This is a genomic window from Bradyrhizobium sp. CCBAU 53338 (assembly GCF_015291665.1).
Lineage (GTDB): Bacteria > Pseudomonadota > Alphaproteobacteria > Rhizobiales > Xanthobacteraceae > Bradyrhizobium.
The window spans coordinates 6,378,680-6,391,987 of record NZ_CP030048.1; the positions used below are offsets into that span (position 1 = coordinate 6,378,680).

Consider the following 13,308-nt stretch of genomic DNA (forward strand, 5'->3'; position numbering starts at 1 on the left):
GACCCGAACTCCCTGACCAGATCATCAATAGAGAACTCTATATTACAGAGTAGTCTTCTATAAAACCCCCTAAATCGGGATTTCGAAGCGCACCCAGAGCTCGGATCACCTCTCCCGCAGGGAGAGGTCGGATCGCATCGATAGATGCGATCCGGGTGAGGGGTTCTGGTCTCACAGGGTGCCGCGCCCCCTCACCCGGATTGTCCCGGACGATGCTTCGCATCGCCACGACAATCCGACCTCTCCCCGCTGGGGAGAGGTGAACCACGGCAGCCGACCGAATCTCATTTCGTCGCGCCTTGGATGGCGCTGGCTCGCGAAAATCCTTAACGTCGGGTCTGACCCCAAAATGCCGAATCGTTTGCCGATGCCCTCTGCGGAACCGCTGCTCAATACGCCCGAATTCACCGTCTCCGAGCTCTCCCAGTCCCTGAAACGGACGGTGGAGGACACCTATGGCCACGTCCGGGTCCGCGGCGAGATCTCCGGATTCCGCGGCGCCCATTCCTCCGGCCATTGCTATTTCGCGCTCAAGGACGAGAGCGCCAAGATCGAGGCGGTGATCTGGAAGGGCGTGCACGGCCGGATGCGCTTCAAGCCCCAGGAGGGGCTCGAGGTGATCGCGACAGGCAAGTTGACGACCTATCCGGGCTCGTCGAAATACCAGATCGTCATCGAGGCGCTGGAGCCGGCCGGCATCGGCGCGCTGATGGCGCTGATGGAGGAGCGCAAGAAGAAGCTCGCCGCCGAAGGCCTGTTCGACGAGGCGCGCAAGCAGCTCCTGCCCTGGCTGCCCGAAGTCATCGGCGTGGTGACCTCGCCGACCGGCGCCGTCATCCGCGACATCCTGCATCGGCTGGAGGACCGCTTTCCGCGCCACGTGCTGGTGTGGCCGGTGAAGGTGCAGGGCGAAGGCTCGGCCGAGCAGGTCGCGGCCGCGATCCGCGGCTTCAACGCGCTGCCTGAGGGCGGAAAGATTCCGCGGCCCGACGTGCTGATCGTCGCGCGCGGCGGCGGCTCGCTGGAAGATCTCTGGTCGTTCAACGAGGAGATCGTGGTCCGCGCGGCAGCAGAGAGCATGATCCCGCTGATCTCCGCGGTCGGCCACGAGACCGACATCACGCTGATCGACTTCGTCGCCGACAAGCGCGCGCCGACGCCGACGGCGGCGGCCGAGATGGCCGTGCCGGTGCGCAGTGAATTGTTCGTCGAGGTCGCCGATCTGGCGCGGCGCACGCGGGCCTATTGGCAGCGCGCGCATGAGAGCCGCCGCAGCGAGTTGCGCGCGGCGGCGCGGGCTTTGCCTGCCGCACTAGACCTGCTCGCGATCCCGCGGCAGCGGCTGGATTCGGCGGGCAGCGCCCTGCCCCGCGGGCTCAAGGCCAACACGCATGCGCATTTCCGCAGGTTCACCGCGGCAAGCTCGAAGCTGACGCTGCGGGTGCTGCACGGCCAGATCGCGCAGGCCGGTCACCGGCTCACCGTGTCAGGCGAACGGCTCGGCCTGTCGGCGCGCGCGCTGCTGCGGCAACGGCGCGACCGCTTCGCCGGGCTTGAAGTGCGCTTGCGCGCGTCGAAGCTCTCCAACGCGCAGGCCCAGCGCAACGCCATTGCCCGCCAGCGCGAGCGCACGCATCGCCTCGCCGAGCGCGCGGGCCGCGCCCTGGTAACGCTGCTGCAGCGGCTGGATGCCCGCGTCGAGAACAGCGGCAAGCTGCTCTCGGCCCTGTCCTATCGCGGCGTGCTCGCCCGCGGCTTCGCGCTGGTGCGCGATGAAGCCGGGCATCCACTGCATTCGGCCGACTCGGTGGGACCGAATGCGCGGATCGCGATCGAGTTTGCCGATGGACGCGTCGGCGCGACGGCTGACGCGGATCGGCCAGCACCGACGGCGAAGCGCGCGCCGGCGCAACCGAAGCCGACCGCGCAGGAGGCAAAGCCCGCGCCGAAGCGCGTGGCCAAGCCGGTGGATCAGGGCAGCTTGTTCTGAGATGAGATAACGGTGCTCCACACTCGCTGTCATTCCCCGCCTTGCGGGGAATCCAGTACTCCGCGGCTTCCCGGTGAACCACTGCCGTCTCGGCGTACTGGATCGCCCGGTCAAGCCGGGCGATGACACCGTCTGTGCGGAATGCGCGCGCCGCTACCGGCAGGACAATCCCGCGTCGATGGTGGTCCAGAAGCCGCAATGATCGGGCGCGCTCGGGGGCGAGCCGGCGTGGGCTTCGAACAGGAACACCGCGACGGTGAAGATGGCCAGTGCGGATGAGAAGATGACGATGCGGCTGCGCATGAAGGATGCGTTTAGCCGACATCATGGTCGAACTAAGGCGCCGACTTCAGGTGAAACCGGCGCGGGGCGCGATCCGTAGATTCACGGTCGGCCATTTCGGTCCGTGCAGGGCGGTGGTCGATGCGGGGCTGTCCGCCTCACGCTGTTCCTCGGGCGGCCCCGCCTTCGCTCCTGCGGAGCTACGGCGCGGCGGGCCCGCTCCTGCGAGCTAGCGCGCCAGCCATTCCGCGACTTCCTTTTGCGATTCCGCGCGCGCCTCGGAATCGGTGCCGGAATGGCCGTGCTCGGCGACGGCGGCATCGGTGCCGGCGGCGGCGGCGTGCAGCGGCGTGTTGGCGCGGTCGAAATCGTGAAAGGCGCCGGGATAGACCACGATGCGCGCGAGCGCGCTGCGGCCATAGGCACCCTCCACCATCTGGCGGCAGGCCGGCGGCGACGAGACGTCGTCATTCGCGCCGATCAGCACCAGCGTCGGCACCCGCGTGCTCCAGCCGAGGCCGGCGGAGATCCGGCAATCCGGATAGAAGGCGATCGCGGCGCGAAAGTCCGGTGCTGCGCCACGCGCCGCGGCCTGCGGACGCACAGCCCAGAGCAGCGCGCTGGCGCCGTTCGCCCAGCCCATCAGGCTGACGCGGTTGCGCGTCACCCATTTCTGCTTCATCAGCCAGGCGCGCGAAGCCGCGATGTCGGCGACGCGCTCGCGCCGCGCCTTGACGTGCATCTCCTTGACGCGGCATTGCGGCCCGAGCTCGCGCGAGCCGTAGCTGTCGGGCAGCAGCACGGCATTGCCCGCCTTGAGCAGGCGCTCGGCCCAGTCGCGATAGCGCGGCAGCACCGGATCGGCATGACTGCCGAGGCCGCCGCAGCCGTGCAACGCGATCACGGCGGGAAACGGCCCCTCGCCCTCGGGCTTGAACAGCTGCGCATGCAGGACGCCCGACGACAGCGGAATCTCGACCGGCTGCGGCGCAGGCGCCGGCGCGGCGTGCGCAGCCGACATCAGCAGTGTCAGGAACAGGACGGAAAGTACGGGGCGCATCGGACTCTGTCGCAGGAGGTGCCGCACGGTCCCAAGCACTATCATGCTGATACGGCGGCAAAACATCACAAACCGGTGGGTTTGACGGGCGGACAAGCCACCCTATCTATGCTACATCCAGTCCAACACATCGTGCCCTTCAAGGCCTCCCACGGAGACTTTCGACCGTGCTGAACAAGTTCGGCCCCTCGGGCCATGGCGAAGCCCAGGTGCAATATCTCGACGGCGATTTCCGCGTGATCTCGCCGGGCACCTTCGTGCGCTGCGCCATCACCGACACGCGGATCCCGCTCGACGAGTTGAAGTACTGGAGCGTGGACCTGCAGGAAGCCTACGCCACGCCCGCCGCGGTGCTGCAGCGGCATTTTCCGAACGCGCCGAAGCCGCAATCGTGAGGCCGCAGGCGCGCAGCCATTGCTACTCCGCGCCATCCGTGCCCACGCAAGCCTTGATCGCGCTCTTGCGCGCCTCGCCGACGACCTTCTGATCGATCGCCTGCTTGAGGCAATCGAGCCGCGCCTGCGCCATGCAGAGCTGCATCTGGTCGCGCTTGTCCTGCCCCTTCAGGCTCTGCGTGGTCGCGAGACAGCCCACGCGCCTGGTCGCGGGAACCGGCACCGTGGCGGCTGAAGTCGCAGGCGCCGGCGTCGTCTGCGCAAGCACCGGCGCAACGATCAGACACGCAAGGCCGGCGGCAACGGCAGCAGAGGGCAGTTTCATCGTAGTCTCCAGGATCGCACGAGATCGATAGAAGCCTTGCGATGAATGTCGGCTGAATGGCGAGAGATCAGCGCGCGCTGAAGCGTCGCTCGCGCGCCTTGTAGAGACGATCGCTGATCAGTTGCCTGAGCCTGGCCGGATCGTCGAACTCGAGCTGCACCGCGAACGGTACGATGCCGTCAGGCACGCCATCAATGCCGCGCAGGCGCGCGAGATCCTTTTCCGTGCTCACCAGCGTGAGCTGCTCGCGCTGCGCATCCGCTGCGAGCGCAGCGAGCTCGTCGCGCGAGAACGCGTGGTGATCGGCGAAGGGACGCGTGCGTGCGACCTCGATGCCGCTGGCGCGCAAGGTGCGGAAGAAGCGCTCGGGATCGCCGATGCCGGCGAATGCAAAGACGCGCTTGCCGAAGAGCTGCCCGACCGACGCGGCGTCCGGCCTCAGCCGCGCGCGCAGCACCGGCTTGCCGCGCGCGGAAATCTCCGATGCGACATCGTCCGCGGCATGGCCGTCGCCGATCAGCACGAGCCCGTCGGTGCGCGCAAGCTGCGCCCTCAAGGGCGCACGCAGGGGACCCGCCGGAAACACCTTGCCGTTGCCGAGGCCACGCTCGCTGTCGATCACGACCAGCGATGCGTCCTTGAGCAGTTGCGGGTTCTGGAAGCCGTCGTCCATCAGGATGACGGTGGCGCCCTGCGACTTCGCCAGCGCGACGCCGTCGAGACGGTCGCGTGCGACCGCGACCGGCACGTCGCGCACCATCATCAGCGGCTCGTCGCCGACGTCGGCCGCGGTGTGCCGCTCGCGATCGACCATGACAGGGCCGTGCAGGCGCCCGCCATAGCCGCGGCTGAGCACGACAGGCGTCTCGCCGAGCTCGCGCAGCAGTTTGGTCAGCGCCAGCACGGTCGGCGTCTTGCCGGCGCCGCCGACATGGTAATTGCCGACGCAGAGCACGGGGATGCCGGCGTCGACCCCCTTGCGCGCCATGCGGCGCGCGGCGATGGCGCCATAGAGCGCGCCCAACGGGCTGAGCAGATGCGACTTCGGGGAACGCGGCCGGTACCAGAAGGCCGGCTCACGCATTGGCCGCTCCCATCTCGATCCGCAACTGCATCAGATACGGCTCGAGCGCCGTCATGGTGCGATCGAGCGCGCCGCCGAGCTCCGCGACCACGCGGCTTCCCGCGTGCTGCATCTTGTCGCGCACGGTGGGCTCGGCCAGCAACAGGCCGAGCTGCTTGACCAGCGCCTCCTGGGTGTCGGCCTGGCGCGCGCCGCCGCTTTGGTCGAGTGCCGCGTAAACGTCGGTGAAGTTGAAGACATGCGGACCATGTACGATGGCCGCACCGAGCTTGATCGCCTCGATCGGATTCTGCCCGCCATGGCGGATCAGCGATCCGCCCATGAACACGACAGGCGAGAGGCGGTAGAACAGGCCGAGCTCGCCCATGGTGTCGGCGACATAGATATCGGTGGTCACCGCCAGCGGCTCGTCGCGCGAGCGCAGCGCCGGCTTCAGGCCTGATGCGGTGACCATGCCTGCGATCGACGAGCCGCGATCCGGATGGCGCGGCACGATCACGGTCAGCAGTTGCGGGAAGATGCCGACCAGGCTGCGATGCGCCGCGACCAGCATCTCGTCCTCGCCCGGATGGGTCGAGGCCGCGACGATGATCGGCCGGCCGCGCGTCATCGCCATCAGCCGGTCGAGCTTGGCGGGATCGGCCGGAGGCGCCGAGACGTCGAGCTTGAGATTCCCTGTCGTGACGACATCGCGGCTGCCGAGTGCGGAGAAACGCTCGGCATCGGTTTTGGATTGCGCGAGGCAAATGTCGAAGCGCGACAGCAGCGCCGAGATGGTGCCGTGCATCCGCCGCCAGCGCGGAAAGGAGCGCGGCGACATCCGCCCGTTGATCAGCACCATCGGCACCCGGCGCGCCGCGCCCGCCAGGATCAGGTTCGGCCACAGGTCGGATTCGATGAACAGCGCCAGCGACGGCTTCCAGTGATCGAGGAAGCGCGCGACGTAGCGCGGGGAATCATACGGCACGTATTGATGGATGACGTCGGGCGGAAAACGTTTTGCGACGACGGCCGCGGATGTGACGGTGCCCGAGGTGAGCAGGATGCGCAGATTGAGATCGCGCAGGCGCTCGATCAGCGCCGCTGCCGCCAGCACCTCGCCGACGCTGGCGCCGTGAATCCAGACCAGCGGGCCATGCGGCCGCACGTCCTGGGACAGACCCCGGCGCTCACCGACGCGGGCGGGATCCTCCTTGCCCTGCTTCAGCCGCCGCTTGATCAGCGCGGGCGCGAGCGGCACCAGGCTGGTCGCCAGGCGCCGGTACATCCGCAGCGTCATCGGCAGGGACTTGGGCAGCGCATGGGGCAAACTAGCCATCTGCGGGTCCCGGGCGGCCGAGCTGTGCATAGGCGCGGCTCGTGGCCTCGTTCAGCGTGTCTTCGAGCTCCTGCCGCAGCGTTTCCATCATGGCGGCATCGGCATCGGCGGGCACGTGGATTTCCTTGATGCCGACCAGGGCACCCCGCCCGAACGGCAGGTTGATGGTGGTGCGGTCCCAGTTCTTGAGCCGGATGAAGCGGCTGGTCGCCATTGCGAAAGGCATGATCGGCCGCCCCGATTCCCGTGCCAGCATGATGATGCCGAGCCCGGCCACGCGCGCGCGCTTGGGGACATCGGCGGTCAGCGCGACATTACAACCGTCCTGGAGCGTTCGCACCATCTCCTTGAAGGCGCCCACACCACCTTTGCGGTGGAAAGCGCTGCCATGGTCGCCGGAGCCTCTGATGAGGCCGATGCCGAGCCGCTCGACGGCGATCGCGTTGAACTCGCCGTCGCGATGCCGGGAGATCAGGACCTTGGCCCGGTAGGACTCCTTGTTCTTGATGAACGGCGTGAGGAAATGCTGGCCGTGCCAGAACGCGAAGATCGCCGGGATCTGCGGCTCGACGATGTCGTAGACACCGGGCGGATCGAACGTGAATTTGTTGGTTCGCCAGACCAGACGCAGATATTCGGCCGCCAGGACCCCGACGGCACGCTGAAACCAGCTGCTTCGCAGCGTATTGCGAAGCAGTTTTTTCAACGCGCCGGCTTCGTTTCTTGGGCAGGATCGAGCAGCCGGTGCAGGTGGACGATGAAATAGCGCATCTGCGCGTTGTCGACCGTGCTCTGCGCCTTGGCGCGCCAGGCGGCATGGGCGGACGCGTAGTTCGGATAGAGGCCGACGACCTCGACGTCGTCGAGGTTCTTGAAGGTGTTGTGCTCGAGGTCGAGCAGCTCGCCGCCGATGACGAGATGCAGCAGTTGTTGCGGGGCACTATCTGGCATGAGTTCTGTTCCTAAGAGGCTGCCCGGCAAAGCAGTTGTCGACAAGCACGCCGACAGGCGCTTCAGGGCAAGGGACGGTTTCGAAAATGCGCGACAATGCTCGCATGACGATCGCGTCCCGCTGCCACCAGCACCCCGTGCGTCACTTCCCGACGATTGTAGAGGATGGGACCTCCGGAGAGGTCGCTCATCCTACCATCCGCTTCCTGCACGATCAAATCGGCCGCAGCAAGGTCCCAATCATGGCTGTTGCCCCCCGCAAAAGCCGCATCCAGCCCACCATTGGCGACACGGCACAGCCGCAACGCCAGCGAACCGATTCGCGGATGCAGCTTGATGTCGCCGCCCGAAACGTCGAGCCGCTCGACCATCGGCTTCGGGCCGGCCATGCGGGCGAAGTCGAGCGCGGTCCCGGCGGTCGCCCTGACCGGCTTGTCGTTCAGCGTCGTGCCCTGGCCGCGGGCGGCGAAAAAGAACTCGTTGCTGACAGGCGCGAACACGGCGGCCAGCACGGGCGAAGCATCCTCGACCAGCGCGACGCTGACGCACCATTCGTCATGGCCGTTGAGATAGTTGCGGGTGCCGTCGATCGGATCGACCACCCAGGTCAGCCGCCGCGACAATCGTGTCGCGTCGTCGGCGCTCTCCTCCGACAGCCAGCCATAATCAGGCGTGGCGCCGCGCAGGCGCGCCTCGAGCAGGTCGTTGACGGCGATGTCGGCTTCCGAGACCGGCGAGGATGCGCCCTTGATCCACTTCTTCAGCTCGGTGCGGAACATCGACTGCGCGAGGCTGCCCGCCTCCCGCACCGTGTCCTGCAGCAGCGCCGCGTCGCGCGTCAGGATCGCTGCGTCGGAAAAGTCAGCGTCCGCCAAGCGTAAGTCCCTCGATGCGCACCGTCGGCGCATTGATGCCGTAGCGGAATTCGAGATTGTTCGCCGGCTGCATCGACTTGAAGATCTCGAACAGATGGCCCGCGATCGTCACCTCGCTGACGGGATAGGTGAGCTCGCCGTTCTCGATCCAGAAGCCGGAGGCGCCGCGGCTGTAATCGCCGGTGACGCCGTTGACGCCGGAGCCGATCAGGTCGGTGACGTAGAAGCCCTGCTTGATGTCGGCGATCAGTTCCGCCGGCGTCGGCGTGCCGGCTTCGAGATGCAGATTGTACGGACCGGGCGAGGGCGAGGACGAGACGCCGCGATGGGCGTGGCCCGTGGTGGTGAGGCCGAGTTCGCGCGCGGTGGCGCAGTCGAGCAGCCAGGTCGTCAGCACGCCTTCGTCGACCAGCGCGGTCCGCTTCACGGCGACGCCCTCGGCGTCGAAGGTCTGCGAGCGCAGGCCGCGCTTGCGCAGGGGATCGTCGATGATGCGGATGTTCTTCGAAAACAGCTGCTGGCCGAGCTTGTCCTTGAGGAAGCTGGTCTTGCGCGCGATCGAGGCGCCGTTGATGGCGCCGACGACGTGGCCGACCAGCGAGCCGGCGACGCGCGGGTCGAACACGACGGGCACCTTGCAGGTCTCGACCTTGCGCGGATTGTAGCGCGCCACGGTGCGCTCGCCGGCGGAGCGGCCGACGACTTCGGGCGACAACAGATCGGCGCCATGCGGCGCCGAAGTGAAGTCGTAGTCGCGCTCCATGCTGGTGCCTTCGCCGACGATCGCGGTCGCCGAGATGCCCTGGCTGGAGCGCAGGTAAGAGCCGTGGAAGCCGGTCGAGGTGACGAGCACCATGCCGCCCATGCCCGATGAGGCCGACGCGCCGCCGGATTTCGACACGCCCTTCACGGCAAGCGCGGCAGCCTCGGCCTCGAGCGCGCGGCGCTCGAGCTCCGATGTTGCGGGCACGTTGGGATCGAGCAGATCGAGATCGGGGAAGTCGCGCGCGAGCAGCGCGGGATCGGCAAGGCCGACATATTTGTCATCAGGCGCGACGCGCGCCATCGCCACCGCGCGTTCCGCGAGCTTGGTCACGGCATCGCCGCTGGTGTCGTTGGTGGAGACCACGGCCTGGCGCTGGCCGACCAGCACGCGCAGGCCGACATCGTCGCCCTCCGAGCGTTCGGATTCCTCGACGCGGCCATCGCGTACCTCGACGCCTTGCGAGACACCGCGCACCGCGACCGCATCGGCCGCATCGGCGCCGGCGCGCTTGGCCGCCTCGACCAGACGCTGCGCGAGATCCGAGAGCGCGGACTGATCGAACAGGTCGCGATTGGCTTTTGAAGAGCCTTGGGACGAAAGCGTCGAGCTTGCGGATGGTGAAGAGTTCACGAACGAAATCCTGTTGGGGGCGCGGGAGGTTCGGGGCGACCTCAGGGCCTGGACACCAGATGTGCCCAAATGGTGCGGACTTCAAGCATTTTCAGGCTGCAAAAGGCTCAGATTCGCAAGACCTGCGCAACGTCTCGTCAATCATGCGCGCCAAGGTCTTGTCAATCATGGCGGGCGGTGACGCTGGATTAACCAGCCTTTTTAAGCGGTTTTCGGAGCGGCCTGCGCTAAGGTCCTCGCATCGACCGGGAACATAATCCCGGCGGGGAGAAGTAAAGCCGTGAGGCGTCAAACAGCAACATGCGGGGCCGCTCCCGCCGGGTCGAGCCGCAGCTTGCGGCTCGACCCTCTTTCCCTTCCGGTCCGCTTCGATGCGCACGATCCGCGCGCCGACGGCTACACCAGGCAAATCGAGCTTCATCGCGAGCGTGTCGTGCTGCGCCGTGCCGTCCGCGGCATGCAGATGGCGATCAACGTCCGCGTCAGCGACTTCACCGGCGTCGCGCTGCGCGGCAGCGACGCGGCGCAGACCCTCGTGCTGGTGCATCGCGATCCCTCACTCTCCGTTCCGCTGCTGGTCAGCGCCGATGGCGACGAACTCACCGAAGCCTGGGCGATCTGGAGCGAGATATTCGCGCTGCCGCAACTCGACGAAGGCGCACGCAAGTCCGCGCCGCGCCGTCGCCGCGCCAACGCGATCCGCGCCCGCCGTCCGAAATTCCTGATGCGCCGCCGCACCGCCATGGCGCGCGAGTTGCCGGTTCACCGCGCTGAGCGTGAGATCATCGCCAGGAATTGAGCAAAGCTAGGCCGCCCGCATCACCGCGTCGGTCAGCAATCCCGCAAACAGCAGCAGGCCCGCGTCGCGGTTCGACTTGAACAGACGCAGGCACAGCGCAGGGTCGCTGGTATTGAGCCGCATGATCTGCGAGCCCAGATGCGCAGCGAAGGCCGCAAGGCCGATCCACGCCGGCCAGCGCGCATCGCCCGACGCCAGCGCCACACCGATCAGCACCACCGAGAGCCCGTAGAACAGGATCAGCGCCTGGTGCGTGTGGGCGCCGAACAGGCGCGCGGTGGACTTGATGCCGATCAGCGCATCGTCCTCGGCATCCTGATGCGCGTAGATGGTGTCATAGCCGATCACCCAGGAGATCGCGCCGGCATAGAGCACCAAGGCCGTCACATCGATGCGTCCGAAGGTGACGGCGAAGCCCATCAAGGCGCCCCAGGAAAAGGCGAGACCGAGCACGGTCTGCGGCCACCAGGTGATGCGCTTCATGAAGGGGTAGATCGCGACGATCAGCAGCGAGGCGATGCCGGTCAGGACCGCGAAGCGGTTGAACTGCAGGAGCACCACGAGCCCGATCAGCGCCTGCGCGACCATGAAGGCGAGCGCCTGCTTCGTGGTCACCTGCCCCGACGGCAGCGGCCGCGAGCGGGTGCGCTCGACCTTGTCGTCGAGGTCGCGGTCGGTGATGTCGTTCCAGGTGCAGCCGGCGCCGCGCATCACGAAGGCGCCGATGAAGAACAGCACGATTGTAAGCGGCAGGCCGCGGACGTCATGCGCCATGCCGCCGGCGAGCGCGGCCGACCACCAGCACGGCATCAAGAGAAGCCAGGAGCCGATCGGACGATCGAAGCGGGACAGGCGCAGATACGGCCGCGCCCATTGCGGCGCGAGCGTATCGACCCAGTTGCCGGTAGAGTCGGCAACGCGGGCGGATGCGTCAGTGCCCAGTTTTCGAAGTTCGTATTCCATCGCTACGCATTCCGGTACGAACTTCGAAAACTTTTAGGGCACTAGCCAGAAAAATTTGCTTCACGTGCCGCTTGTCGATTTGAAGTTCCCAGAAAGAGTTCGCGGCAAGCACCGTAGGAACTTCAAATCGGCGGCACGTGGCCTCATCGGGTGAGGACGTTGCCGTTAAGCGTGTCGAAGGTGCTGCCGCCCTTCTTGCCGGCATTGGCTTCCGGTGCAGAGCCCGATCCCACCACCTCGCTCAGCGACGGACCGGCCGGACCGCGCGGCTGGTTCGCCATCTGCTGCGCGACGTTGCAGACCTTCGTCTGCATCGTCTCGGTGTTCTTGTGACCTTCCTTCATCTGCGCGCTGACGGTCGGCGGGATTCCGCATTTGGCAGCGTGGGTCTCGATATACTTGATCATCTTGAGCTCGGCCTGGCCGAAGCTCCTGATCAACTTGCAGGCTTCGTCGGGCGGAGCGTGGCGGTCGCTCGCGGCCTTGATCAACTTGCCGCGCTTCTCGGCGTCCTCGCGCAGCGGTACGAACGCCTTCATGCAATCCTCACCCGGACCGGCTTGCGTCGGCGGGGCCGCGCTGAAAGCGCCGGCGCCACCGATGGGAGCCGCGCCGTTGACCGGGAACGAAGCCTGTGGCGCGCCGACGGAGGCGACCGGCGCTCGGCCGTTGACGGGCGGAAATGCGGGATCGGAGGCGCCCTGGCCCGGCAACGGCGCCGGGAACCCCTGGGCGTAAGCGCCCGCGGCGCCCATGGCGACCATGGCGGCAGTCATCGGAACCATCAAACGACGGATCATCAAGAGTGTCTCTCCGGCAGGAGCTTGCGGGGTTCGGCGTCTTCCCAATTGAAGCGCAACCAGCGTGCTGGCGATTTTACGATTCCCGCCGGGCCTTAACAACCCGTCGAATAGGGCAAGAGCGCGGCGTGCCGCCGCAGCAATCTGGCAATATTTACCCCCGAAATGGCTGGTTTCGGTTAAGAACGGCGGCAAATTGGACTTTTGACCTATGCCCTCCCTCGATTTTCGCGCCCCGCGCCTGTTCGTCGATGCCCCCTTGGCCCAGGACGCCAGGATTCCGCTCGACCGCGACCAGAGCAACTATCTCGGCAACGTGCTGCGGCTGTCCGCCGGGGCCGAGGTTCTGGCCTTCAACGGCCGCGAGGGCGAATGGCAGGCCGCGATCGAAGGCCGCAAGCGGCCTGACAATCTCGTCATCCTCCAGCAGGTCCGCCCCCAGGACCGACTGCCGGACCTCGCTTATGTCTTCGCCCCGCTCAAGCATGCCCGGCTCGACTACATGGTCCAGAAGGCGGTCGAGATGGGCGCCGCCACGCTCCAACCGGTCCTGACCCGGTTCACCCAGGCCTCGAGGGTCAACACCGAGCGGATGCGCGCCAACGTGGTCGAGGCCGCCGAGCAATGCGGCATTTTGAGCATCGCCGCCGTGACCGAACCGGTGCCGCTCGAGCGCTACCTCGGTCAACGCCCGGCCGACCGCCTGCTGATCTTCTGCGATGAGGCGGCGGAGGTCCAAAGCCCCATTCAAAGCCTGCAAGATGCCTTCGAGCCCGGCCGAGGTATCGACGTGCTGATCGGCCCGGAAGGCGGCTTCGCCGAGGAAGAGCGCGCGCTGCTGTTGCGGCAGCCGAAGATCCTGCGGCTCGCGCTGGGACCCCGGATCATGCGCGCCGACACGGCCGCGGTCGCGGCGCTGGCGCTGGTCCAGGCGGTGTTGGGCGATTGGGGCGGCGCGAGCAGCTAAGGGGAGAGTTTTGGCTGAATCGATACGCCCCCGCGATGATCACCTCTCCCGAAGGGAGGGGTGACTGAGCAGGCCGATCCGATCGAATTCACGATGACCACAT

Annotated in this window: 15 protein-coding genes; 4 read left to right on the top strand and 11 right to left on the bottom strand. The window is 67.0% G+C overall.

Annotation, left to right across the window (positions count from 1 at the left end):
• The first annotated feature begins 367 nt into the window (after positions 1 to 367).
• Positions 368 to 1,990, top strand: coding sequence for an exodeoxyribonuclease VII large subunit (xseA, locus tag XH90_RS29940; RefSeq protein ID WP_246755620.1), 1,623 nt, complete (start codon positions 368 to 370; stop codon positions 1,988 to 1,990).
• Between the two features lie 153 nt (positions 1,991 to 2,143).
• On the opposite strand, the gene XH90_RS29945 is transcribed toward xseA, so the two are convergent.
• A complete protein-coding gene (locus XH90_RS29945; RefSeq protein WP_194477854.1) occupies positions 2,144 to 2,293 on the bottom strand; it encodes a hypothetical protein in 150 nt (49 codons plus the stop codon).
• A 208-nt stretch (positions 2,294 to 2,501) separates the two neighbouring features.
• Positions 2,502 to 3,332 carry a dienelactone hydrolase family protein gene (locus XH90_RS29950; protein WP_194477855.1) on the bottom strand — a complete coding sequence of 277 codons (831 nt, stop codon included), beginning with the start codon at positions 3,330 to 3,332 and terminating at the stop codon, positions 2,502 to 2,504.
• 167 nt (positions 3,333 to 3,499) lie between these two features.
• On the opposite strand from XH90_RS29950, the gene XH90_RS29955 reads away from it, so the two are divergent.
• Positions 3,500 to 3,727 (top strand): DUF2093 domain-containing protein, encoded by a 228-nt coding sequence (locus XH90_RS29955; protein WP_128968398.1) that lies wholly within the window; start codon positions 3,500 to 3,502, stop codon positions 3,725 to 3,727.
• Positions 3,728 to 3,749: 22 nt separating this feature from the next.
• Here XH90_RS29955 and XH90_RS29960 read toward each other — a convergent pair whose 3' ends face one another.
• From XH90_RS29960 to XH90_RS29990, 7 genes are all read right to left on the bottom strand, one after another.
• Positions 3,750 to 4,052: a hypothetical protein gene (locus XH90_RS29960; protein ID WP_194477856.1), complete on the bottom strand. Its 303-nt coding sequence runs from the start codon at positions 4,050 to 4,052 to the stop codon at positions 3,750 to 3,752.
• Between the two features lie 67 nt (positions 4,053 to 4,119).
• Positions 4,120 to 5,136 (bottom strand): tetraacyldisaccharide 4'-kinase, encoded by a 1,017-nt coding sequence (gene lpxK / locus XH90_RS29965; RefSeq protein ID WP_194477857.1) that lies wholly within the window; start codon positions 5,134 to 5,136, stop codon positions 4,120 to 4,122.
• Positions 5,129 to 6,484, bottom strand: coding sequence for a 3-deoxy-D-manno-octulosonic acid transferase (locus XH90_RS29970; protein WP_194477858.1), 1,356 nt, complete (start codon positions 6,482 to 6,484; stop codon positions 5,129 to 5,131). Before XH90_RS29970 ends, lpxK begins: the two co-directional genes overlap by 8 nt.
• The gene (locus XH90_RS29975; RefSeq protein WP_194477859.1) at positions 6,447 to 7,160 is read right to left on the bottom strand and encodes a lysophospholipid acyltransferase family protein; all 714 of its coding nucleotides are present in this window, start codon (positions 7,158 to 7,160) and stop codon (positions 6,447 to 6,449) included. Before XH90_RS29975 ends, XH90_RS29970 begins: the two co-directional genes overlap by 38 nt.
• Positions 7,157 to 7,405 carry a DUF4170 domain-containing protein gene (locus tag XH90_RS29980; protein WP_194477860.1) on the bottom strand — a complete coding sequence of 83 codons (249 nt, stop codon included), beginning with the start codon at positions 7,403 to 7,405 and terminating at the stop codon, positions 7,157 to 7,159. The genes XH90_RS29975 and XH90_RS29980 overlap by 4 nt, the downstream gene beginning before the upstream one ends.
• A gap of 62 nt (positions 7,406 to 7,467) precedes the next feature.
• Positions 7,468 to 8,313, bottom strand: coding sequence for a 3'(2'),5'-bisphosphate nucleotidase CysQ (locus XH90_RS29985; protein WP_194477861.1), 846 nt, complete (start codon positions 8,311 to 8,313; stop codon positions 7,468 to 7,470).
• Positions 8,267 to 9,676, bottom strand: coding sequence for a TldD/PmbA family protein (locus XH90_RS29990; RefSeq protein WP_194477862.1), 1,410 nt, complete (start codon positions 9,674 to 9,676; stop codon positions 8,267 to 8,269). The genes XH90_RS29985 and XH90_RS29990 overlap by 47 nt, the downstream gene beginning before the upstream one ends.
• 280 nt (positions 9,677 to 9,956) lie before the next feature.
• Between XH90_RS29990 and XH90_RS29995 the strand changes: the two genes are divergently transcribed.
• Complete coding sequence (locus XH90_RS29995; protein ID WP_194477863.1) at positions 9,957 to 10,475, top strand: DUF6101 family protein; 519 nt, start codon at positions 9,957 to 9,959, stop codon at positions 10,473 to 10,475.
• A gap of 6 nt (positions 10,476 to 10,481) precedes the next feature.
• Here the strand turns inward: XH90_RS29995 and ubiA are convergent, their stop codons facing one another.
• Both ubiA and XH90_RS30005 read right to left on the bottom strand, forming a co-directional pair.
• Positions 10,482 to 11,438, bottom strand: coding sequence for a 4-hydroxybenzoate octaprenyltransferase (ubiA, locus tag XH90_RS30000; RefSeq protein ID WP_194477864.1), 957 nt, complete (start codon positions 11,436 to 11,438; stop codon positions 10,482 to 10,484).
• Positions 11,439 to 11,581: 143 nt separating this feature from the next.
• Positions 11,582 to 12,238, bottom strand: a complete 657-nt coding sequence (locus tag XH90_RS30005) for a hypothetical protein (protein ID WP_194477865.1) — start codon at positions 12,236 to 12,238, stop codon at positions 11,582 to 11,584.
• 211 nt (positions 12,239 to 12,449) lie between these two features.
• Here XH90_RS30005 and XH90_RS30010 point away from each other — a divergent pair, with 211 nt between their 5' ends.
• On the top strand, positions 12,450 to 13,205 hold the full coding sequence (locus XH90_RS30010; protein WP_194477866.1) for a 16S rRNA (uracil(1498)-N(3))-methyltransferase: 756 nt from the start codon (positions 12,450 to 12,452) through the stop codon (positions 13,203 to 13,205).
• The last annotated feature ends 103 nt before the right edge of the window (positions 13,206 to 13,308 follow it).